Here is a 22,756-nt window from a genome sequence, read left to right as displayed (position 1 = left end):
AGGACGACCAACAGGAGGGATCATCCCATGAAGACACTACTGACCGGCACCGTTGCCGCGCTCGCTCTGGCCTCGGGGGCCCAGGCGGCCGACGAGGTGACGCTGCAGCTCAAATGGGTCACGCAGGCACAGTTTGCCGGCTACTACGTCGCCCAGGACCAAGGCTTCTACGAGGAAGAGGACCTCGACGTCACCATCAAGCCCGGTGGCCCGGACATTGCGCCCGCCCAGGTGATCGCCGGCGGTGGCGCCGACGTCGTGCTGGACTGGATGCCGTCTGCGCTCGCCTCCCGCGAAAAGGGGCTGCCGCTGGTGAACATCGCCCAGCCGTTCAAGTCATCGGGCATGATGCTGACCTGCTGGAAGGATACCGGGATCGAGACGCCTGAAGACCTCAAGGGCCGCACCATCGGCGTCTGGTTCTTCGGCAACGAGTACCCGTTCCTGAGCTGGATGAGCAAACTCGGCATCCCGACCGACGGCGGGGAGGAGGGCGTGACCGTTCTCAAGCAGGGTTTCAACGTCGACCCTCTGTTGCAGCGTCAGGCCGACTGCATCTCGACCATGACCTACAACGAATACTGGCAGGTGATCGACGCGGGCGTGACACCTGAGGAGCTGATCACGTTCAAGTACGAGGACATGGGCGTCGCCACTCTGGAGGACGGTATTTACGTTCTGGAGGAGAACCTCGAGGACCCGGAATTCGTGGACAAGATGGCCCGCTTCGTGCGCGCCTCCATGAAGGGCTGGAAGTGGGCAGAGGAGAACCCGGACGAGGCGGCCATGATCGTGCTCGACAACGACGAGACGGGCGCCCAGACCGAGACGCATCAAAAGCGGATGATGGGCGAGGTGGCCAAGCTGACCGCTGGCTCGAACGGCGCGCTTGACCCGGCCGACTACGAGCGGACGGTGGAGACCCTTCTGGGCGGCGGCTCCGACCCGGTGATCACCAAGGAGCCCGAGGGCGCCTGGACCCACGACGTCACGGACAAGGCTCTGAACTAACCGACCTGTCTTGCGAGAAAGGGGCGCCGTTCCGGTCGGAACGGCGCCTTTTTTATGCCGCTGGCGGGGTCAGCGTTGAATGTTGAGACATGCCGTCTGACTGGCGGGCGCCTCGCGGATGGCCACTAGATCTTGTCGCACGGCATGAGCGGGCGCGTTGGGCGAGGCCGCTGCCCTGCTTGCGTTGTTCCACCCTGCGGACGCTTCCACGAACCTCGGCGGGGTTTTGGTTGCCTCATCATGCACCTCCTCCCGCAGGCGCTGGATCTCGGCTGTGGTCACGGATGGAATCTCGGCGAACTGCCTCAGTGGGGGCGCCGGGGCGGGCTGTCCAGGGTAGGCCGCCGTTCCCGTTGCGTCGGATAGCGGCGCAGTTTGATGAACCGCGCGCTCCGCCTCTGAATGGGTGCGCTCGGCGGCGGTCGGGCCATCCTGTGAGATCGGTCGCACAGCCAGTGCGCCCAACTTAAGGGCCTCAATGGTCTGTGCACCGTCGTCCGCGAGCCCGGAGGTCGGCGCAACGTTCGCAAATGGGGCGACGCGTCTGTCCCGCACGGAAGCAGATTGCATTCCCGTCGCAGGGTCGGGGCAGGAGCGGAGACCGATGGAGAACATGGGGAAGATCCCTCTACGAAGGCCGCCCACCGCTACCAGGATTCCCGGCAAGGCGCGAATTGCGGATTAACGCCGCCGAGTTGCTTCCATCGACTTTGCGTCAAATCCGCTGCAATTGCGTTTCCACGTCCTCAGTCAGTCTCCGCCTGCCCAAAATGAAAACGACGGGCTGCAGGGCAGCCCGTCAGTTTGCCGATCTTCCCTTCTCTGCGAGGAAGATCAGATGGCGAGATACTCTGCGCGCAGTTCGGCGTTTTCCAGAACCTCCGCCGCAGAGCCGTCGAAGACGATGGAGCCGGTGTCGAGGATGACCGAACGGTCGGCCAGTTCCAGGGCGCGCACCGCGTTCTGCTCGACGATGACGGTGGTGATGCCCTGTTCCTTGATGTGGATGAGGGTCTTTTCGATCTCGTCGACGATCACCGGCGCCAAGCCTTCGTAGGGTTCGTCCAGCAGCAGCACCTTGATGTCGCGCGCCAGCGCCCGTGCGATCGCCAACATTTGCTGCTCGCCGCCCGAGAGCGTCACGCCCTCCTGTTTCCGCCGTTCTCCGAGGCGGGGGAAGAGGTCGTAGAGCCGGTCAATGGACCAGCCCACAGGCTCGGCGATCTGGGCGAGCTGAAGATTTTCCTCGACGCTCAGGCCGGGGATGATCGAGCGGTCCTCCGGCACGAGCCCGATGCCGGCGCGAGCGGCCTGGTGGCTCTTCATCTTGTGCAGCGGCTGGTGGTCCAGCCAGATCTCGCCATAGGTCGCCTGGGGCGCATCCATTCGCGCAACGGCGCGGAGCGTGGATGTCTTGCCGGCGCCGTTGCGGCCGAGCAGCGCCAGGATCTCGCCTTCGTGAACGTTGAAGGAAATGCCCTGCACGATGTAGCTCTCGCCGTAGTAGGCGTGCATGTCATAGATCGACAGGAAGGCCGGCGCCGTCGCCGCCATGTTGGCGTTCTTGGAAAAGTCCGGTTTGACGTTCATGTCTCAGGCTCCTGGGAACGGCGGCGCGATGGCCCGGCGGCGGCGCGGGTGGCGGCTTCGGGCGCCTCCGGCGGGGATATTTTCGGACACGAGAATCCGGATGTCATGCGGCCTCTCCGAGGTAGGCTTCGCGGACCTTGGGGTTGCCGCGGATGTTCTCCGGCGCGTCCTCGACGAGCGGGGTGCCCTGGGCGAGCACGGTGATGCGGTCGGCCAGCGAGAAGACCACGTGCATATCGTGCTCAATAATGCAGATCGTGATGTCGCGCTTTTCCTTGATCTCCTTCAGGAGGTCGATCGTGTTGTTCGTGTCGGCGCGCGCCATGCCGGCGGTGGGCTCGTCAAGCAGAAGCAGGCGTGGCTCCTGCAGCAGGCACATCGCCATCTCCAGCCGCCGCTTGTCGCCGCGGGAGAGGGAGGCGGAATGCATGCGCATCTTGTCCTGCATATTCAAGTCGACCAGCATCTGTTCTGCGCGGATGCAAATGTCCTTTTCGTTGGCGACGCTCTCGAAGGCGTGCATCCGGAAGGCACCGTCGCGCTTGGCGAAGGCGGGGATCACCATGTTCTCGAAGACGGTCAGATCGCCGAAGATTTCCGGTGTCTGGAACACCCGGCTGATCCCCATCTGGTTGATCTCGTAGGGCGTGCGTCCCAGCACCGATTTGCCGTCGAACATGACCGAGCCGGTGTCGGGGATGAGTTTGCCGACGAGGCAGTTGAGCAGCGTGGACTTGCCCGCCCCGTTCGGGCCGATGATGGCGTGGACGGTGTTTTCGGCCACCGAGAGATTCACGTCCCCAAGGGCCTGGAGGCCGCCGAAGCGTTTGTTGACCCCTTTGACTTCAAGAATGCCCATCTTTCAGGTCTCCTCATTCGGCCACATGGGGCGATTCCTTGGGGTGGTGTTCCGGGTCTGGCGTGGTGTCCGTGTCGCGGGAGCGGCGACGGAAGAGGCGGGACAGGCGTTGGCCGCCCTCTACCAGCCCGCCAGGCAGGAAGGTGACCACGAGCATGAAAAGGATGCCGAGGGTCAGGTGCCAGCCCTTGCCGACGAAGGGGTGCAGGAGGAACACGAGGGTGTCTTCCATCCCCTCCGGCAGGAAGGAGAACCACTGGTGCAGAACGTTGTCATTGATCTTCGAGAAGATGTTTTCGAAGTACTTGATGAAGCCCGCGCCCAGTACCGGGCCGATCAGGGTGCCCGCTCCGCCAAGGATGGTCATCAGGACGACCTCGCCCGAGGCGGTCCACTGCATCCGCTCCGCGCCGGCCAGCGGATCCATCGACGCCAGAAGACCGCCGGCGAGCCCGGCGTACATCCCGGAAATGATGAACGCGGCGAGCGTATAGGGCTTGGGGTTAAGGCCGGTGTAGTTCAGCCGCTGCTGGTTCGACTTCACCGCGCGCAGCATCAGTCCGAACGGGGAACGGAAGATCCGGAGCGACAGGTAGAAGGCGAGGATCATGATGATCGCGCAGAGGTAGTAGCCTGCGTTGAAGTCGAAGGACCAGGCGCCGACGTCCATCGTGTAGGTCGACCGCATTTCCAGTCCGAAGACGTTCGTGGCCGGGATGTTGCCGCTGGCCGTCGCCGTCTGGCCAAGCACGCGCGGGTCGTCGAGGGTGAGCTGCAAGCCCGTTTCGCCGTTGGTGATGGGGGTCAGCACGGAATAGGCGAGGTTGAACGACATCTGTGCAAAGGCGAGCGTCAGGATGGAGAAGTAAATACCCGAGCGGCGCAGCGAGACGTAGCCGATGAGCACGGAGAACAGCCCCGCGATGACGATGGAGAGCAGGATCGCAGGAAGAACGTTCATGCTGAGCAGCTTGAACATCCAGACGGCCGAATACGACCCTACGCCCAGAAACGCTGCGTGGCCGAAGGAGAGGTAGCCGGTCAGCCCGAACAGGATGTTGAAGCCGATGGCGAAGATTCCGAAGATCACGAAGCGCTGCATCAGGTCCGGGTAGCCTGCGTTGAACTGTGCGAGACCGGAGTTTGAAGGGAAGGGGTTCAGCAGGAAGGGAGCGAGCAGCGCCAGGGCGATCACCACCAGCAGGATCGTCGCGTCTTTCTTGTCGAGACCGAGCATGGATTAGTCCTCCATCACGCCCTTGCGGCCCATGAGCCCGCGGGGACGTGTGAGCAGAATGATGATCGCGACCAGGTAAATGATGATCTGGTCGATTCCGGGAACGATGTCCTTCACCCAAGTCATCGAGGCGAAGCTTTCCAGGATGCCGAGAAGGAAGCCGGCGAGCACGGCACCGGGGAGGCTGCCCATGCCACCGACAACCACCACCACGAAGGAGAGAACGAGGAAGTCCATCCCCATGTGGTAATTCGGAGAGTTTATGGGCGCGTACATGACGCCTGCGAGCCCCGCGACTGCCGCCGCCAGTCCGAACATGAAGGTGAAGCGCTTGTCGATGTCGATGCCCAGCAGCCCGACCGTTTCGCGGTCCGCCATCCCGGCGCGGACGACCATGCCGAACGTGGTGAACTGCAGGAAGGCGAAGACGCCGCCGATAATCACCATCGCGAAGAGGAAGTAGACCATGCGCCAGTAGGGATAGATGATGACGTTCGGGTCGAAGCCGAGCAGGACGCCGAAGTCGAAGCTGCCGCGGAAGATGTCTGGCGCAGGGGTAGGGATCGGGTTGGCGCCGAAGAACAGCTTGATCAGTTCCTGCAATACGATTGCCAGGCCGAAGGTCACGAGGATCTGGTCGGCATGGGGACGTTTGTAGAAGTGCTTGATCAGCCCGCGCTCCATCGCAAAGCCGATGGCGATCATGATGGGGATGGCGAACAGGATGGAGAGCGGGACGGCCCAGTCGATGATTGCCGCGCCCGTTTCCGGGCCGAACCAGGCTTCCACATAGGGCGTCTTGACCTTCATCGGGTTGCCAAGAAAGTCTGTCTTGGTCTCGTCGATCGTCTCGAAGGAGAGCGTGAGCAGGCGGTTCAGGGTGACCGCGCAGAAGGCGCCGAGCATGAAAAGGGCGCCGTGGGCGAAGTTGACGACACCGAGCGTGCCGAAAATGAGTGTGAGCCCGAGCGCGATCAGCGCGTAGGCCGATCCCTTGTCGAGACCGTTCAGGATTTGCAGGATGATCGCGTCCATCGCCCCACCTCGTAGGTATGGATGGGTGTCCCGGACGCGGCCGTCCGGGACACCGGGAAGACCGGCCGCGTTTCGCGCGGCCGGCAGGTCACTCCGAGTGTGTCAGGCGCCGTTGTTGCACTGCCCGAGGTCGCCGCCGGCGAACATCGGGTGGTCGGGCTCGTACCAGACCTGGTCGACGGGGGTGACTTCAACGACTTCCAGCAGGTCGAACTCCGAGGTCGGGTTGTCCTTCCCCTTCACCACGAGCACGTCCTTGAAGCACTGGTGGTCGGCTGCGCGGTAAAGCGTCGGGCCGTTTCCGAGGCCGTCGAACAGGTAGCCCTTGTTGGACGGAGAATCGATGCCGGGCAGGGAGCTGTCGCCGCCTTCCAGCGCCTCGACGACCGCGCAGGGCTCGAAGGAGTTGGCTCGGGTCACGGCGTCCGCGTAAAGCAGCGTCTGAACGTAGCAGGTGTGCGCGGCCTGGCTCGGCGGGAAGCCGTATTTGGTGCCGAAGGACTTCACGAAGGCCTGCGAGCCCTCGTCCTGCAGCGACCAGTGCCAGTTGGTGGATCCGAAAATCCCCTTCACGTTCTCGCCGGCACCCTTGGCCATAAGGCGCGAGTAGAGCGGCACGACGATCTCGAAGTTCTTGCCGTTCACCTGCTTGTCGCGCAGGCCGAACTGCACGGCGTTGGTGAGCGAGTTCACCATGTTGCCGCCGTAGTGGTTCAGAATCAGCACGTCGGCGCCGGAGTTCAGAACCGGAGCGATGTAGGAAGAGAAGTCGGTCGCCGCGAGCGGGGTCAGCACGTTGTTGACCGTTTCCCAGCCGAGTGCCTCGGTGGCGGCCTGGATCGACTCCTGCTGCGTCCAGCCCCAGGTGTAATCGGCGGTCAGATGATAAGCCTTGCGATCGTTGCCGTACATCTTGGCGAGCACCGGCGCCAGCGCGGCGCCCGACATGTAGGCGTCGAAGAAGTGGCGGAAGCCGTTGGCCTTCTTGTCCTTGCCGGTGGTGTCGTTGGAGTGGGTGAGGCCGGCCATGAAAATCACGCCCGCCTCCTGGCAAAGCCCTTGCACGGCGACGGCAACGCCCGAAGACGAGCCGCCCGTGATCATGATCGCGCCGTCCTTCTCGATCATCGACTTGGCGGAGGCGCGGGCGGCGTCCGACTTCGTCTGCGTGTCGCCGGTGACGTACTCGACCTTCCTTCCGAGAATGCCCGTGCCGTCCAGCACCTTCGACGAAAAGGTCTGCAGCATGCCGCCGTCACCCTCGCCGTTCAGATGCTCCACTGCGAGCTGATACGCCCGCAGCTCGTCCGCACCCTCGTCCGCATAGGGGCCGGTCTGCGGTACGTTGAACCCAAGGGTCACGGACGACGCGCCAGGCTCGTTGGTGAATGCGCGCGCGGCGCCCGCAGTGAAGATCGTCGGCAGGGCAAGGCCCGCGCCGGCGGCTGCACCGGTCTTCAGCGCGCCACGGCGCGTCACGGTGAACTTCGACATCTATTCCTCCCACAATAGTGCGCCGGCACTGTCCTCCCGAACCAGCCCACCTTTTCACGTGTGCATCGAGTATCGGGGCCGATTGTCAATTGTGGCAACAACTCCTTTCCGCAAAACGGTTTTTTTGTAAAGACGTAGACAGATTTCGATTGTAGTATGTCAAAGGTTTCTCAACGCGGTGCAGAAAGCCCTTGGGATGGTAGGGAAAAATCAATGGCGCGGACGTCCCTTACAGGCAGCCGGATACGCGAACGGCGGACGATGGTTGGGCGAAAACAGGCGGACCTTGCGCGGGCTGTGGGTATTTCTCCGTCCTATCTGAACCTGATCGAGCACAATCGGCGAAGAATCGGGGGCAAACTTATTCGAGATATTGCGCGGGAACTCGGCGTCGAGCCAGCCGCGCTGACCGAGGGGGCGGAGGCGGCCTTGCTGACCACGCTCCGCGAAGCGGCCGCAAACGATGCCGGTGCCACCGAGGAGTTGCCGCGGCTGGAAGAATTCGTCGGTCGCTTCCCCGGCTGGGCGCGGCTGCTGGCGGAAACCCGGCAACGCGCGACCGACCTGGCGCATTCGGTGGAGGTCCTGTCCGACCGGATGACCCACGACCCCTTCCTCTCGGCGTCGCTGCACGAGGTCATTTCCACCGTCACGGCCATCCGGTCCACCGCATCGATCCTGGCCGAAACGCGGGACATCGACCCGGAATGGCGGGATCGGTTCCACCGCAACATGGCCGAGGAATCCGCCCGGCTGGCCGAAAGCGCGGAGGCGCTCGTGCGCTATCTGGACGAGGCGAGTTCGACCGAATTCACCGCGTCCACGCCGCAGGAGGAGTTGGACACATGGTTGCGGGAAAGCGGCTTCCACTTCGCCGACCTGGAGCGGGCGCTGCCCATGGAGCCGGCGACGCTGGTAAAACGCTCGGAGGCGATACGGAGTTCGGCGGCCGGTGCCATGGCGGTGAGCCACCTGACGCGATACCGCAAGGACGCCGAGCATATGCCCCTGGCAGCCTTTCAGGAGGCGGCGACGGCCTCCGCCTTCGATCCGGCGGCCCTGGCGGCACGGTTCGACGTCAATCTGACGGCGGTTTTCCGGCGGATGGCGAGCTTGCCGAAAGACCGCGTGGGGGCCGAGATCGGTCTTGTCTGCTGCGACGGCTCCGGCACCTTGACGTTTCGAAAGCCAGTCGACGGCTTCCCCCTGCCACGCTACTCCGCGGCCTGTCCGCTCTGGCCGCTTTATCAGGCACTGTCGCGTCCCATGGCGCCGGTGCGGCGGTGGGTGGAGTTGGGCGGGCGCAATCCGCGTCGTTTCCTGGCATATGCCGTGTGCCAGCCCAGCCAGCCAGCCGGGTTCGACGGCCCGCAAGTGCTGGAAGCGGCGATGCTGATATTGCCTCAGGAGCTCGCGCAAGTGCCGGAACCTGAGCAGCCGCTGGAGCTTGGAACGTCCTGCCGGATCTGCCCGCGCGCGGCATGCGCCGCCCGTCGGGAGCCCTCGATCATGGCAGAGGTATTTTGACTCGTGTCCCGTATGGGGCAATAGTGTCCGACAGCGGCGGCGCTCGGGCGTCGGCCGTCCTGCGGGGGGGAGACCGTATGTCGAAACGCGTTCTGCTGGTGGAGGATGAGCCCAATATCATCGAGGCCATCCGTTTCATTCTGTCGCGCGATGGATGGTCGGTGGAGACGCATCTGGACGGGGCAACCGCCGTCGACCGGATCGTTGCCGCGCCGCCCGACGTGCTGGTGCTGGATGTCATGCTGCCGGGTAAGTCGGGATTCGACATCCTCAAGGAAATTCGTGCCGATCCGGCCACGGCCGCGTTGCCGGTGCTGATGCTCACAGCCAAGGGGCAGGGGCGGGACAGGGAACTGGCGGAACGGTACGGCGCGAGTTGCTTCATGACGAAGCCCTTCGCGAATGCGGAGGTGCTCAAGACGGTCAATGCGCTGAAGTCGGGCGCGTTCGGTCGCGTGTGAGGCGTCGGCGATGAGCGGCGAGAGCACGCCATCGGCCAAGCCCCCCGGATCGGAGGCGCGTCCGGCCCCGTCTGCGTCCGACGGACCGTCCCCGGAGCGCTGGCACGACTGGGCCGAACTGCCGCTGAGGAAGTCCGAACGCAATCGCACCCCGCTCTTCGTGGAGCGCGAGATTTATCGTCGCCGCCGTATCATGGACGCCGCCCGTCTGCTTCCCGGCCTGGGGGCAGCGCTGCTGCTTATGCCGATCCTGTGGGCGCGCGGGCATGGCACTGCCGGCGGCGTCGTCTACCTCTTCCTGGTCTGGTTCGGTCTGATCGTGGCCGCCGCTGTATTGCAACGGCGCCTGTCCGAACCGCTGCGGGACGCAGATGACGCGCGTGTCCCCAAAGCCGACGCCACTCTGACCGGCGGCAGGACCCGGCAATGACGTTCAACGCGCTTGTGGCCATCTCGCTGGCCTACGTCGCCTTTCTCTTTGCGGTGGCCTATTTTGCCGATCGCCGCGCGCAACGGAGTATCGGTGGCTGGCTGTCTTCGCCGTTGGTCTACACACTATCGCTGTCGGTCTACTGCACCGCCTGGACGTTCTACGGCGCCGTCGGCTATGCGGCGCGCTCCGGGCTGGAGTTCATTACCATCTACCTCGGTCCAACGCTCGTCTTCACCGGGTGGTGGCTGCTGCTGCGTAAGCTCGTCCGGGTGGGACGCAGCCAGCGGATCACGTCCATTGCGGACATGATCTCCTCCCGCTACGGCAAATCCAATCTGCTGGGCATCCTCGTGACCGTCATGGCCGTGGTCGGCACGACACCCTACATCGCCTTGCAGTTGCAGTCGGTCACGCTCTCTTTTGGCGTCTTTGCCGTGCCCAACTCCGAATTCTGGGTACCGGCGAACCCCGCGTCGACCGGTCTCTGGGTTGCGAGCGGGCTCGCGCTTTTCACGATCCTGTTCGGCACCCGCAACCTCAATACCAACGAGCGGCACTACGGGGTCGTCATGGCCATCGCTGTGGAGGCGGTGGTCAAATTGCTTGCGTTAATGGCGGTCGGCGCCTTCGTCGTCTGGGGCCTGGCTGACGGGCCGGCGGACGTGCTCTCCCGCATCGACGCGTCGCCCATTGCCGGCTGGGAGATCGTGCCCGCCCGTTGGGCAGGGCTGATCTTCACATCCGCCGCAGCGATCCTGTGCCTGCCGCGGATGTTCCAGGTGCTGGTGGTGGAAAACGCCGACGAGGCGCATCTTGGCACCGCGTCCTGGGCGTTCCCGCTCTACCTCTGCCTCATGAGCCTGTTCGTGGTGCCGATTGCCGTCGTCGGACTCGCTGAAATGCCCGCCAACGCCAATCCGGACCTCTTCGTTCTGACACTCCCGCTCAAGGAGGGGCGGGAGGGGCTGGCTGTCTTTGCGTTCCTCGGCGGGTTTTCCTCGGCGACCTCCATGGTCATCGTGGCGGCCCTGGCGCTCGCCACGATGGTCTCGAACCACATTGTCATGCCGCTCTACCTGTCACGCCAGAGCGGCGGGGTGACGGTCGCGGGGGATGTCAGGCAGGTCGTCCTGATGGCGCGGCGGTTCTCCATCGCGGGGGTGCTGCTCCTTGGCTACCTCTACTACCGCTTCTCCGGCGGGACGGAGGCGCTCGCCTCCATCGGTCTGATCTCATTCCTCGGCGTGAGCCAGGTGCTGCCCGCGCTGCTCGGCGGGCTCTACTGGCGGGGTGGCACCCGCGCGGGTGCGGCGGCCGGGCTGGTGACGGGGTTCGTCGTCTGGGCCTACACGCTGTTCCTGCCGAGCTTCGGAGCGGCTGGACCCTTCAGTGCGGCGATGATGGCCGACGGGCCGCTCGGTATCTATTGGCTGCGGCCGCAGGGGCTCTTCGGCATCACCGGGATGGACCCACTGATCCACACGCTCTTCTGGTCCATCCTGCTCAACACAATCGCCTATTGCGGCTTTTCCATCTTCACATTCCCGACCCCTTTGGAACGCCTGCAGGGAGCCCAGATCGTCAACGTCTTTGAACATACGCTCGGCGCGCGCGGCTGGTCCCGGGGCAGTGCCAAGGCGGAGGATCTGCTGATGATGGCGCAACGCATCCTGGGCTCCGACGATGCGCAGGCGCTGTTCCAGTCCGAGGCGGCGGCGCAGGGCAAGGCCGGGTACCTGCCCGACACGACGCCGGAGTTCCTCGACCACCTGGAGCGGGAATTGTCCGCCAGCGTCGGCGGCGCGACGGCGCACGCGATGGTTGGGCAGATCGCTGGCTCCTCGGCCGTACTGGTGGAGGATCTGATCCGCGTCGCCGACGAGGCCCAGCAGATCCTCGAATACTCCAACCGGTTGGAGGCGCAGTCTGAAGAGTTGGAGCGCACCGCCCGCCAGCTCAGAGACGCCAACCAGAAGCTGACCGAGCTTTCCATCCAGAAAGACGCCTTTCTGAGCCAGATCAGCCACGAGCTGCGCACACCGATGACGTCGGTACGCGCCTTCGCGGAGATCCTGCGCGAGGGAGGGCTCACGGAGGACGAGAACAAGCGCTACGCCGGCATTATTCACGACGAGGCGGTGCGGCTCACCCGGTTGCTCGACGACCTTCTCGACCTCAGCGTGCTGGAAAACGCGCAGGTCAGTCTGACGCTGGGCACGGCACGGCTGCACGAGCTGATCGACCGAGCCATCGCCGCTACGGGCGCGATGACCGAAGTGCGCGCATCGGGCGGGTTGCAGGTGTTTCGAAATGCGACGGACGAGCAGATCGACCTGATCACCGACGCCGACCGGCTGACTCAAGTGTTTATCAATCTCATCGGCAACGCCAAGAAATACTGCGATGCCGACGCACCTGAACTGCGCATCCGGGTCCGCCGGCAGAATGGATTGGCGGTGGTCGATTTCATCGACAACGGCTCCGGTATTCCCGCACGCAGCCAGGATATCATTTTCGAGAAATTTTCCCGCCTGTCCGATCAGGCCGCAGCCGGTGGGGCGGGGCTGGGGCTGGCGATCTGCCGGGAGATCATGCAGCGGCTGGGCGGGGCGATCGAATACCTGCCGGGGCAGGGCGGGGCGGCCTTTCGCGTGACGTTGCCCCTGGCAGTGGGGGCGGCACGCGCCGCCGAATAGCCACCAGTTTTCCATCTCGCGTTAACGGTTTGCCAAGGGACTTCGGTGCACCTTGCCCGCGAGCAGTTTCGCCGCGCCCCCAGGCGGCGATGAAGGATACCTGTCGCGATGACTGAGTCAGAGGCGCAATCGGTGCTCCGGCGAATGACCGCCGCCGGTGAGGAGGCGGGTCCGTCCGACCGCCCCGTCCCGCCGGCGAGGGTTCTTTCCGCCGCCTTGAGCCGAGCGGCGGAGGCGGCGATGTCCTTGGCGGTTGTGGCGGCGTCCAGCACTGAACGAACCGGCGGCCTGCCGGATCTCCTTGAGACGGTGCCGGAGAACGGCCTTCTTGCCGTGCTGGATGGCCCGGCGGAGGCACAGGGCCTCCTGTCGTTCGACAATGCGTTACTGTCGGCCGTAATCGAGAAGCAAATGACCGGTGTAATCGGGAAAACCGTGCCTCCGCCGCGCCCGGTCACGCGGACGGATGCCGCCTTGGCGGCAGACCTGATCGACGCCGTTCTACGGGAATTCGAGGGTCCGTTCCTGGGCAAGCCGGATGCTTGCTGGGCTGCCGGATTCGGATACGGCAGCCACGTGGAGGGTGTGCGTCCGCTGGGGCTTCTGCTGGAGGATGTGGACTACAGGATGATCGCGCTGGAGCTGGACCTCGACCAAGGGCGCCGCCAGGGGCGTGCGCTTCTGGCGCTTCCGGCGGAGGGACGCGGGGGAGTACACGACTGCCACACGGTCACGCCGGAGGTGCCGCGTGACGAGGCGTGGCACGAGGGCTTCGGCACCGCGGTGCGCGGGGCGGATGTGCGGCTGGAGGCGATCATGCACCGGCTCAAGCTACCCTTTGCCCAGATCCGGCGCCTGAAGGTCGGGGACGAGATCCCGCTCCCGGCCGTCAGCATCGATAGGGTGCGCCTCGCCGGGATTGGCGGCGGCCCCTTCGGCGTCGGGCGGCTCGGTCAGAGCCGGGGCAATCGGGCAGTGCGGATCTCGGCCTTCGGCGATCAGATACCCGGCCCTGACTCCGCTCCAAACGCCGTTTTCACGCTGCCCGATCTTCCCGGTCCCGGTGATGAGATTCCCGCCAACCGAACCACGGCGGCTACGGTTTTTGATGGGAGTGCCGACGATGCCAACGCGCCGCTGACGCCCATGTCATCGCAAGGCGCCGGGTTGGCGATGTCCGGTGCAGAGGGTGAAATGGAGATTGCTCCGATGGCACTGGATAGTTTGCCGGACCTTCCGCAATCACAACCAGATTGAGGCAGGTATAAATGGAAAGAGGAGGGCACGTATCTGGAACGGCGATGAGGCGCTTGCAGTCAGGAGATGCGGTGGCGACGCGGAAGAAGGGCAATGGTCGCAGCGCCCGGAAGGTCTCATCGGGCCGGCTGAGCGCGAGAGAGGCCGAGCGCCTGCCTTTTCCGAACCGCCCCTAAAAGCTCTTCGCGGCAGTCTGTAGTTGCGGGAGCAGATCCCCCAAGGGATAGCCCGCCTTCACCGCCCGCTCGATCAGCTCTTCTGGTGTGGAAGACTCGAGCGCGCCGAACATCCACGTGATCGTCGACCGGGTGCCGGAGGCGCAATAGGCCAGAACCGGACCGTCCGACGCCAGAATGGCCTCGCGCTGGCGCCGAATATCCGAGCGGCTGATATTGCGCGAGACGATAGGGATGTCGACGAATGTCAGCCCGGCGTCCTCCACCGCCTGCCGGATCTCGGCGGCGCGCACGAAGGGCGGTACTTCGTCGTCGGGGCGGTTGCAGATGACGGTCCGGTAGCCCGCCGCCGCAATTTCGGCGACATCGGCTGAGGTGATCTGAGGGGACACCGCGAAGGTGTCGGTGAGCGGTCGTATATCCATGCGCCTTGATCACTGCACCATCGAGCGGCGTCAAGCGCCGTTTTGAGCCTTGATTTGCGTCAAGGACGTCGCCGGGCAGGCGCACTAGCCTGTTATGTCAGAAACCTGCCCATAGGAGAAAGTCGATGGTCGCGGTCCTTCAACGAAAGGCCCAGCTCGAAGACCGTCTGGCGGCTCTGGAGGAGAAACTTCGCGGGATCGATGCGGAGCTCGACAGCCACCAATCGCGGGACTGGGAGGAACTTGCAACCGAACGAGAAACCGACGAGGTGCTGGAGAGCGAGGGGCGTGCCGGAAAGGCCGAGATGGCGGCGATCCGTGCGGCCCTCAAACGCATCGAGGCGGGGACCTACGGCGAATGCGTCCAGTGCGGCGACGACATCGCCGAGGCGCGGCTGGATGTCCTGCCGTTCACGCCCCTGTGCGCCGCCTGCGCGACAAAGCTTCAGCGCTAGGCGGGGAGGGCACTCCAAACTGCTCTGAATGACTTGCCAGTCGGGCGGCCTGCGGGTTTGATGCGCCTGCGCGGCCGGAAAGAAAGGCCGCCGGCAGGAGGCAGGCGATGACGGATCCCCGGGTGCAACTCGAACGGATCGGGCCGGTGGCGTTGCTCGCCCTCGGCGCGATTGCCGTGGATGCCGGGGTTCGAGCGGCCCTGCTGGCCTCGCTCGATGCCCTGGATGGCGATCCGCGCATCGGCGCCGTCGTTCTCGTGACCCCCGCGGCGGGTGACGCCCCGACGGGCGCGGACCTGGGAGAGGAGGACGCACCGGCGCTGGCGGACCTGTGCAGCGCGATCGAGGGATTTGCGAGACCCGTGGTGGCGGCGCTCGCAGGGTGTGCCAGTGGCGCCGTGGCAGAGTTGGCCCTTGCCGCGCATTTTCGGCTCGCGCCCCCAGGTCCATGCCTGTGCTTTCCGGGTATCGCGACCGGCACGCTGGAGGGCGGCGGGGCGACCCAACGGTTACCTCGGATCGCCGGGGCGGAAATCGCCCTGCGCCTCCTGCTTGGCGGCGAACCGATAGAGGCCGGGACCGCGCAGGCAGTGGGGTTGCTCGACGGCGTTGTGCAAGGCGACGTCATCGAGGCGGCGCTCTCGTTGGCCGAACGGCTGGCGGAGGCTGCCGTCGCACCCCGCCCGGCGCGTGACCGGGGCGAGGGGTTGGCCGATGTCGCAGCGTACAAGGCCGCTGTCGATGCCGCTCGTGGTGCCGGTGGTGGCACCGCCTTTGCTCGGATCATCGAGTGTGTGGAAGCGGCGTTGGTGCTGCCCTTTCAAGCTGGTCTAGGCTTCGAGCGGGCAGTGGCGGAGGCACTCCACACGGCCCCGGAGGCCGTTGCGCTTCGCCACGTAGTGGCGGCCGAAGCGCGCTTCGCGGGCGCGCCGCTTGATGCGAACAACGGAATTGAAACGGTCACCCTCGTTGGCGGCGGCGGGAGTGTCGCGGCTCTCGGAGTCTCGCTTTTGGAGGCCGGGTTTCGGGTTGCGGTGATCGCCTCCGGCAACGATGGAGATGTGTTGTCGCGCATAGGGGCGACGTTGAGTGCGGACCTCGCCGCAGGACGTATTTCTGAGGCCGAGCGCCGGGACCGGCTGGCTCGCCTGACCTCCGGCATCGCTCAAGAAGGGGATTCGCCGGATCTTGTCGTCCGCTTCGCATCACCCGATCGGCGCGTCCCGCGGCTACCGGTTTGGGCGGATCAGACGATTTCCGCCACGGTCGTCCCACCCGAAGACCCGGCCGCGACAGTCGAGAGCGCGTCCGGCGCCGACATCCGGATCGTCCTGACGGAGAATTTCCGCGCCGGATGCATGGTGGAACTTGTCCCTGCCGCGGCGGCGCCTCCCGACCGCCTCGCCGCCGTTGCGACTGTGTTCCGAGGTCTGGGAGCGTGGACGTTTGTGCAGGCCCGAACGGGCCGCTCGCTTGCTGGCCTGTTGACCGACCGTTTCCGTTCGGCTGCGGATCACCTGCTGGAAGACGGCGCGCTGCCGGCGGATGTCGACGCGGCCCTTGAAGCCGAGGGCTATGCGATTGGCCCGTACCGTATGCTCGACCGCGAGGGATTGAGCGCCGCATTCCACGCGCGGGGCGCGGGCGCTGCGACGCGCGATCCGCGCGACCGCTACGTGGCGCTGCTTGACCAACTCTATCTCGCTGGCCGGACGGGACAGGCGGCCGGCCAAGGGTTCTACGACTATCCCGACGGCATTCCAGAGGGGCTGGCGTCCAAAACGGTGGAGCAGTTCCTCCACGGCACGCGGCGGGAGGCCGGAATCGCAGCACGGCCGATCACTCCCGCGGAGATCCTTGAGCGCTGTCTGCTCGCCCTGATCCATGCCGGGTTCACCGCACTGTCGGAGGGGGTGGCGCAGAGTCCGGACACCGTGGACCTGGCGGCGATATACGGGCTGGGGTTTCCACGGAGCCTCGGCGGGCCGATGTTCCAGGCGGATCGGATGGGGCTGCAATCGGTCCGGCAGCGCTTCCTCCACCTGGCTCGGAGTGAAGACGCGAGGTTCTGGGCCGTGCCACCTTTGCTGGAGGACCTCGTCGGGCGCGGCGCGGGGCTCGGTGACCTGGCGCCCGCCGCCTGAGACAGTTCAGGAAAGGATGACGCCGACGACCACCATGGCCAGCCCGACGGCGGAGGTCATGAGCGAGCCGAGGTTCCACGCCACGACCTTCTGAAGCCGCGCCCGCATCGCCGCATCGTCGAGGCCTTGCCGGCGCCCGCGCACCACCGTGATGACGCAGCCGATAATTCCGGCAAGCCCCAGCAGCGAGATCGCCGCTCCGATCCAGATCACCACAGCCATCGGCCTCCCCTCCGCTCGTTGGTCGACGCATGCGCTACCGCCTCCGGGGCCCGCACGCAACCGCCCTTGCAGGGCGCTGCGCGGCCCGATAGGACGAGGCTTCCCCAATGGGTCAAATCACGCGAGGGCGGGGCAAGCATGAGCGATATGACATCCGACATCGGCAGCGAGGCTGCGGGCGATGCGACGTACAAGGTCGCGGCGACCGAATTGCGGCAGTTCATCGAGCGGTTCGAGCGGCTGGAAGCCGAGAAGAAGGACATCGCCGAACAGCAGAAGGAAGTGATGGCCGAGGCCAAGGCACGCGGCTACGACACCAAGGTGATGCGCAAGGTGATCGCCCTGCGCAAGCGGGAGCCGGACGACATCGCCGAGGAAGAGGCGGTGCTTGAGATGTACAAGGAAGCGCTCGGCATGTGAGGCCATCGGCGCTGGCCGTCACGCCAGCGCCTGCACGCCTCCTGAGCGGTGTGTGACCCCGCAGTGCTATCGGGAATCTCCTACCTGTACGGGCCAATGAAGCGCACGCCACGGCGTGCGCGAAACGTCTCGATACCCGCCTCATACGGCTCCTGCAGGTGCACGATCCGCTCGGACGTGGCCCTTCCATCACCCTGTTCCGACCTATTCGACGTCGAGGCTCTTGCCCGAACGCCGCGTAGCGAATAAGCACCGGTTGATACCCTGGGCCGGCATAGCTCAGCTGGTAGAGCGCGTGATTTGTAATCACGATGTCGGGGGTTCGAATCCCTCTGCCGGCACCATCTCCCCGAACGGACATTGCCTTTCGCCGATACGTGCGAGCATCACCTCGGTCCGGGTTGAAAGCTCCATTCGATCCGAAACCGTGCCATGCGACGTTTCACCCGTTATCAACCGGCGCGATGGCGCCGTCACGATCCAATGTCACGAACGGATTGGGGGCGATCTCCCAGAGGAACCCGGCCGGGTCTGAAACGGACTTTCATTGTCGTCGGATGGAAGCGCGGTCAGGTTTTTTGATTTCGAACGTTCCGGGCATCGAAGCCTTGCGACATGGGGCGACATGTGCACTGGCTGAAATATCCGGTCGGGGCCTACCCACAAATTGCCTTTAGGAAGACTTTTGATGCCGCGCTTGTTTTCTATCCGGGCCGTTTGGGCCGTCGCGTCCGCCCTTGCGGCGCCGGCGTTCGGGCAGGAGAGTCCCGACACGGCCGAAGTGCCCGCGTACGTCGGGACTGAGACGTGCATCGAATGTCACGAGGCGGAACACGAGAGCTGGACTGGCTCGCACCACGATCTTGCCTGGACCGAGCCGAACCCCGATACGGTGCTTGCGGACTTCAATGACACCAGCTTCACGCACAAGGGCGTGACGAGCCGTTTCACCCGCGAGGGTGACACGCTTTTCATCGAGAGTGACGGCCCCGACGGCAAGATCACGAAATGGCCGGTGGCGGGAGTGATCGGCATCACGCCTCTGCAGCAATATTTTGTGGAAACGGAGCCGGGTCGCTACCAGACGTTTGATGTACCTTGGGATACAGAGCGCAATGAGTGGTTCCACATCTACGCCGAGCAAACTCTTCCGGCCTCTGACGCGTTCCACTGGACCGGCCCCTACAAGACCTGGAACAACCGGTGCGCGGAATGCCATGCCACGGACTACTGGCGGAACTACTATGCCGCCACGCGGACCTATTCCAGCACGGTGTCCGAAATCGGCGTGGGCTGTGAGGCCTGTCACGGGCCGGGGGCGGCGCACCTTGAGTGGGCAGACGAAGACGGCGCGGCCCTGCCGGACTGGCCGAGGCCCGGACTGGGTGAGACGGGGCTGACAATCGACTATTCGGCCAGCGATCCCGAAACCGAGATCCAGCAGTGCGCCGGCTGCCATTCCCGCCGCGGCCCGTTGCAGGACGGTTCTCCCGTTCCGGGTACGCCCTACCACGACGCTTATCGCCTCTCGACGCTCCGGCCCGGGCTCTATCATCCTGACGGGCAGATCCTCGACGAGGTTTATGTCTACGGCTCGTTCCTGCAGTCGAAGATGTATGCCGCGGGCGTCACCTGCAGCGATTGCCACGATGTGCACAGCGCGCAGAACCACGGCGAAGGCAACGGTATCTGCCTCGCCTGCCACTCGCCTGCCGGCAACCCGGATTTTCCGTCGGTGAAGTTGGCGGAGTACGACGCGCCGGAGCACCATTTCCACGAGCCGGACAGCGAGGGCGCGCAATGTGTCTCCTGCCACATGATCGAACGGGTCTACATGGGGGTGGACGGGCGGCACGACCACTCCTTCCGTATTCCCCGGCCGGACCTGACCATCGCCACCGGCGCACCGAACGCCTGCACCGACTGTCATGCCGAGGAAGGTCCGTACTGGGCGCAGGCGGAGATCGAGAAGCGTTTCCCGGACCCGGTAAACCGGGCGCCCCACTTCGCCACCACCTTTGCCGCTGCGTGGAAGGGGGACGGCACGGTGGCCGACGATCTGGTCGAGATTGCTCTGTCCGACCTGCCGGGAATCGTCCGCGCCTCGGCTCTCGAAACGCTTGTTCCGTTCGCGACGCCGGGGCACGCCGCCGCGGTGGCGGGCGCGCTCGAGGATCCGGACCCTATGGTTCGGTCCAATGCCGTCACGGTGCAACGCGCCGCCGCTCCGACGGACATGGTTCAGCGTCTGCTGCCCCTGCTGGACGACGCGCGCCGCGCCGTGCGCCAGGCCGCCGCGCGTGAAATGTTGGCGGCCCCCATTGCCAGTATGCCGGCGCGATACGAAGCCGCGCTTACGTCGGCGATGTCGGAATGGCAGGAGACCTTGGCCGCGACGGCGGACTTCCCGGAGACGCAGCTTGTCCTGGGGGGCATTGCATTGACCACCCGGAACCTGCAGGCCGCGCTAACCGCCTTCCGCGAAAGCGTTCGGATGGACCCGCAAATGGTTCAGGCGTGGGCGATGATCGTTCGCATCGAGGCTGCCGCGGGTCGGATGGACGCGGCAAGAGAGACGCTCGAGGACGCTTTGAGGGTGAACCCCGGCGATCCGAACCTCGAGGCGCTCGCGGCGCAACTCTGATCTTTTCGTAGGTAGGTTCGTTGCCGGAGCCCACGACGACGATCTTCGAAGCTCACTGCGCCGCCCCCGCGTTCTCTTCCGCCCCAGTCAGAAGGCGAGAAAAGCTCGGTCGCTCGGCCTCCCACCGGTTCTTGAACTGCAACATGGCCGACCGTGCGCCAACGTCGTCGCCAGTTTTGGTGAGGGTCTCGGCCCGGTGCAACATTTCGTGCAGACTTTTCGCGCCGAAGCACCCGCAGGATCCAGCCAATCTGTGGACCTCGGCGATCAGGTCTTCCATGGGTAGCGCCTCGAAGTCGTCGGACGAAATGGCTCTTGCCATGTCGTCCATTTCCCTGACGAACGCGGCCAGCAAAGTCTGCACCTTTTTCTCGCCAAGCGTTTTCACCAGCGCATCGAGATCCACGACGTTATCATGGTGCGACGCCGGGGCGTTGGCATGGGACAGCAGGGCGACGGGCGCAAGGCGGGTGTCGACCAACGCGAGTTGACGCCGCAGTTTGTCCCTCTCGATCGGCTTTGTGACCAGTCCGGACATCCCTGCCGCCTGGAACCTCTCCCTGTCTGCGGACATCGCATGGGCCGTAACGGCGATGATCGGCACATCCCGGCAGGGGCCGCCGCCCGCGCGGATCGCCCGTGTGGCGGCAATTCCGTCCATCACCGGCATGCTCACATCCATCAGGATGGCGTCGAAAGCGCGTGTGCCGGCAATTGCCACCCCTTCATTGCCGTCCGCCGCCTCGGCCACGGTGTGGCCGTCCAGCGTGAGCATGCCGTGCAGGACGCTTCGATTGATCTCGTTGTCCTCAACGATCAGGATCGACAGCGGCTGTTCCCGCGGGGACTGGACCTGTTCTGCGTTCAATGGTTCGGTCTTGGCGACCACCTCGAACGGGATGCGCACCCAGAACAGGCTGCCCTCCCCCTCGATGCTCTCCACACCGATCTCGCCCCCCATGGCTTTCGTCAGGCGGCGGGCGATCCCGAGCCCGAGGCCGGTGCCGCCCGTCTTGCGGCCGTAGGAGGTATCGACCGTCTCGAAATCGTCGAAAATCCGCGCCTGATCGGCCTCTGTAATCCCGATGCCGGTGTCCATGACGCGGAACTCGCAGGTCACTTGGCGGCCCTCTCCATGGGCCTCGACTTCCAGGCGCACCTCTCCTGAGTAGGTGAACTTGAGGGCGTTGTTCACGAGGTTCAGCAGGATCTGCCGCAGGCGAACCGGGTCGCCGCGCACGTGCCCCGGCTTGGGCGACAGCCAGACGCAGCGGAGGGTATTGGAATTGGTCGTGGCCACACTGCTTTGCCCTGCGATGACCTCTTCCAGAAGGGCGCCGAGATCGAAGGCCACGGACGAGACCTCCAGCCGCCCCGCCTCGAATTTGGAGATATCGAGCACGCTGTTCACGTGGTGCAGCAGGAGATGCCCGGAGGCGTCCATGTTGTTGAGATACGTGGCCTGACGGTCCGTAAGGTCGGTCTCGCGAAGTAGGGTCATGGTTCCGAGCAGGCCGTTCAGCGGCGTGCGCATCTCGTGGCTCATCATGGCCAGGAAATCCGCCTTGGCCTTCTCCCCGGCAAGCGCCTTGTCCCGTGTCTCCACGAGTTCCCGCTCCGCGCGCTTCTCTGCGGTGATGTCCCGGAGGAACGACACGAAACTCTTGCCCTCCTCGCTTTCCGTCATTTCGATCGACACCTCGACCGGGAAGATCTCCCCGGATTTCCGTTGTGCCTCCAGTTCGATCCGTCCGCTGCCGACCACCCGTCGCTCGCCCGTTTCCAGCAGCCGGTTCATGCCCGCCTTGTGGGCCGCCGCGTATTGTTTGGGAACGATCAGGTCCACCATTGGCCGGCCGAGCGCCTCGGGTCTGGTGTAGCCGAAGACCCGTTCCGCCGCGCCGTTGAACTCCTGAACGATCCCCCTTTCGTCGATCACGACCACCGCGTCGAGCGAACTGCCGACAATCGCCCGCATCCGGGCCGCCAGCGTTTTCTGCTCGGCGGCACTGCGCGCCACGCTGCGGTTCATTCGGTTCAGGCCCGCGGCCAGCGCCAGCAGGAGCACGACAAGCGCGGTGATGATCCAGGCCAGACTCACGAGTGTGTCGGCGACGTCCTTGCGCCGCTCGTCGGTATACTTCGCGAATTGTGTCAGGCCCTGCAGCGCAAGCCCGCGGACATTTTCCCTCATGCCCGAGACGGTCGTTTCAAGGGCTGAAAGTTCCGATCTGAGCGCCGCGTCGGGACCGTCGATCAGCGGCAAGGTGTCTTCAAGAAACTGCTGAACCGGCTGGAGATCCTGCGAAAAGGAAAACTCCGACTTGAGCGGTGTGTAGGCCGTGCCTTTGTCGATGGTTGCGAGTCGGCTGTAGAACAGGTCGAACCGCCGACGGACCTGAGCCAGCGAGGCCGCGCTGTCATCTTCCGCTTCGCGCAGCGCCATCTGGAGCAGGAGGTAGTCCACCTCGAGCTGCGATAGGGTCCATTGAACGTTGTCGGAGCGGGCGACGTTCAGGGAGTTCAGGTGCCTGCTGACCTGGATCGTCAGGCTGAGGATCGCGCCGGCGAAGGCCCCCAGGACGACCGCGGCCAGCACCAGCCGGCCGCCCCGCGCCGCGATCCCGATGCGGCGGCGCTTGCTGATGCCAGCCTCAGGCACTTTCGGAC

Annotated in this window: 18 protein-coding genes and 1 tRNA gene; 11 read left to right on the top strand and 8 right to left on the bottom strand. The window is 65.0% G+C overall.

Annotation, left to right across the window (positions count from 1 at the left end; translation table 11 throughout):
- The first annotated feature begins 27 nt into the window (after positions 1 to 27).
- Complete coding sequence (locus BM075_RS06770) at positions 28 to 1,011, top strand: ABC transporter substrate-binding protein (RefSeq protein WP_093359877.1); 984 nt, start codon at positions 28 to 30, stop codon at positions 1,009 to 1,011.
- A gap of 834 nt (positions 1,012 to 1,845) precedes the next feature.
- Here the strand turns inward: BM075_RS06770 and BM075_RS06760 are convergent.
- The 5 genes from BM075_RS06760 to BM075_RS06740 all read right to left on the bottom strand — a co-directional run bounded on the left by BM075_RS06760 (position 1,846) and on the right by BM075_RS06740 (position 7,226).
- Positions 1,846 to 2,601, bottom strand: coding sequence for an ABC transporter ATP-binding protein (locus BM075_RS06760; protein WP_093359875.1), 756 nt, complete (start codon positions 2,599 to 2,601; stop codon positions 1,846 to 1,848).
- Positions 2,602 to 2,704: 103 nt separating this feature from the next.
- A complete protein-coding gene (locus BM075_RS06755; protein WP_093359874.1) occupies positions 2,705 to 3,460 on the bottom strand; it encodes an ABC transporter ATP-binding protein in 756 nt (251 codons plus the stop codon).
- A gap of 13 nt (positions 3,461 to 3,473) precedes the next feature.
- Positions 3,474 to 4,697, bottom strand: a complete 1,224-nt coding sequence (locus BM075_RS06750) for a branched-chain amino acid ABC transporter permease (protein WP_093359873.1) — start codon at positions 4,695 to 4,697, stop codon at positions 3,474 to 3,476.
- A gap of 3 nt (positions 4,698 to 4,700) precedes the next feature.
- Positions 4,701 to 5,732, bottom strand: coding sequence for a branched-chain amino acid ABC transporter permease (locus BM075_RS06745; RefSeq protein WP_093359872.1), 1,032 nt, complete (start codon positions 5,730 to 5,732; stop codon positions 4,701 to 4,703).
- Positions 5,733 to 5,834: 102 nt separating this feature from the next.
- A complete protein-coding gene (locus BM075_RS06740; protein ID WP_093359871.1) occupies positions 5,835 to 7,226 on the bottom strand; it encodes a substrate-binding protein in 1,392 nt (463 codons plus the stop codon).
- 213 nt (positions 7,227 to 7,439) lie between these two features.
- Between BM075_RS06740 and BM075_RS06735 the strand changes: the two genes are divergently transcribed.
- From BM075_RS06735 to BM075_RS06715, 5 genes are all read left to right on the top strand, one after another.
- Positions 7,440 to 8,753 carry a helix-turn-helix transcriptional regulator gene (locus tag BM075_RS06735; protein WP_093359870.1) on the top strand — a complete coding sequence of 438 codons (1,314 nt, stop codon included), beginning with the start codon at positions 7,440 to 7,442 and terminating at the stop codon, positions 8,751 to 8,753.
- A gap of 77 nt (positions 8,754 to 8,830) precedes the next feature.
- The gene (locus BM075_RS06730; RefSeq protein WP_093359869.1) at positions 8,831 to 9,214 is read left to right on the top strand and encodes a response regulator transcription factor; all 384 of its coding nucleotides are present in this window, start codon (positions 8,831 to 8,833) and stop codon (positions 9,212 to 9,214) included.
- Positions 9,215 to 9,224: 10 nt separating this feature from the next.
- Positions 9,225 to 9,644: a hypothetical protein gene (locus BM075_RS25090; RefSeq protein ID WP_342741235.1), complete on the top strand. Its 420-nt coding sequence runs from the start codon at positions 9,225 to 9,227 to the stop codon at positions 9,642 to 9,644.
- Positions 9,641 to 12,343 carry an ATP-binding protein gene (locus BM075_RS06720; protein WP_093359868.1) on the top strand — a complete coding sequence of 901 codons (2,703 nt, stop codon included), beginning with the start codon at positions 9,641 to 9,643 and terminating at the stop codon, positions 12,341 to 12,343. Before BM075_RS25090 ends, BM075_RS06720 begins: the two co-directional genes overlap by 4 nt.
- Before the next feature lie 108 nt (positions 12,344 to 12,451).
- Positions 12,452 to 13,600, top strand: a complete 1,149-nt coding sequence (locus BM075_RS06715) for a FliM/FliN family flagellar motor switch protein (protein ID WP_093359867.1) — start codon at positions 12,452 to 12,454, stop codon at positions 13,598 to 13,600.
- 172 nt (positions 13,601 to 13,772) lie between these two features.
- Here the strand turns inward: BM075_RS06715 and BM075_RS06710 are convergent, their stop codons facing one another.
- Entirely contained in the window at positions 13,773 to 14,201 is a 429-nt protein-coding gene (locus BM075_RS06710; protein WP_093359866.1) for a protein tyrosine phosphatase family protein, read from the bottom strand.
- 125 nt (positions 14,202 to 14,326) lie between these two features.
- Between BM075_RS06710 and BM075_RS06705 the strand changes: the two genes are divergently transcribed.
- Positions 14,327 to 14,656, top strand: coding sequence for a TraR/DksA family transcriptional regulator (locus tag BM075_RS06705; RefSeq protein WP_093359865.1), 330 nt, complete (start codon positions 14,327 to 14,329; stop codon positions 14,654 to 14,656).
- A gap of 107 nt (positions 14,657 to 14,763) precedes the next feature.
- On the top strand, positions 14,764 to 16,800 hold the full coding sequence (locus BM075_RS06700; protein WP_093359864.1) for a 3-hydroxyacyl-CoA dehydrogenase family protein: 2,037 nt from the start codon (positions 14,764 to 14,766) through the stop codon (positions 16,798 to 16,800).
- Positions 16,801 to 16,806: 6 nt separating this feature from the next.
- Here the strand turns inward: BM075_RS06700 and BM075_RS06695 are convergent, their stop codons facing one another.
- On the bottom strand, positions 16,807 to 17,022 hold the full coding sequence (locus tag BM075_RS06695) for a hypothetical protein (protein ID WP_093359863.1): 216 nt from the start codon (positions 17,020 to 17,022) through the stop codon (positions 16,807 to 16,809).
- Between the two features lie 138 nt (positions 17,023 to 17,160).
- Here BM075_RS06695 and BM075_RS06690 point away from each other — a divergent pair, with 138 nt between their 5' ends.
- From BM075_RS06690 to BM075_RS06680, 3 genes are all read left to right on the top strand, one after another.
- Positions 17,161 to 17,442, top strand: a complete 282-nt coding sequence (locus tag BM075_RS06690; RefSeq protein ID WP_093359862.1) for a DUF2312 domain-containing protein — start codon at positions 17,161 to 17,163, stop codon at positions 17,440 to 17,442.
- 268 nt (positions 17,443 to 17,710) lie between these two features.
- Positions 17,711 to 17,786 (top strand) — tRNA-Thr (locus tag BM075_RS06685).
- A 344-nt stretch (positions 17,787 to 18,130) separates the two neighbouring features.
- Positions 18,131 to 20,086 (top strand): multiheme c-type cytochrome, encoded by a 1,956-nt coding sequence (locus BM075_RS06680; RefSeq protein WP_093359861.1) that lies wholly within the window; start codon positions 18,131 to 18,133, stop codon positions 20,084 to 20,086.
- A gap of 52 nt (positions 20,087 to 20,138) precedes the next feature.
- On the opposite strand, the gene BM075_RS06675 is transcribed toward BM075_RS06680, so the two are convergent.
- Positions 20,139 to 22,748, bottom strand: a complete 2,610-nt coding sequence (locus BM075_RS06675; RefSeq protein WP_093359860.1) for a hybrid sensor histidine kinase/response regulator — start codon at positions 22,746 to 22,748, stop codon at positions 20,139 to 20,141.
- Positions 22,749 to 22,756: the final 8 nt, after the last annotated feature.

The sequence above is a fragment of the Tropicimonas isoalkanivorans genome (genome assembly GCF_900112335.1).
GTDB lineage: Bacteria > Pseudomonadota > Alphaproteobacteria > Rhodobacterales > Rhodobacteraceae > Tropicimonas > Tropicimonas isoalkanivorans.
The sequence above is the reverse complement of the archived record's forward strand: the minus strand, read 5'-3'. Positions and strand labels throughout refer to the sequence as shown.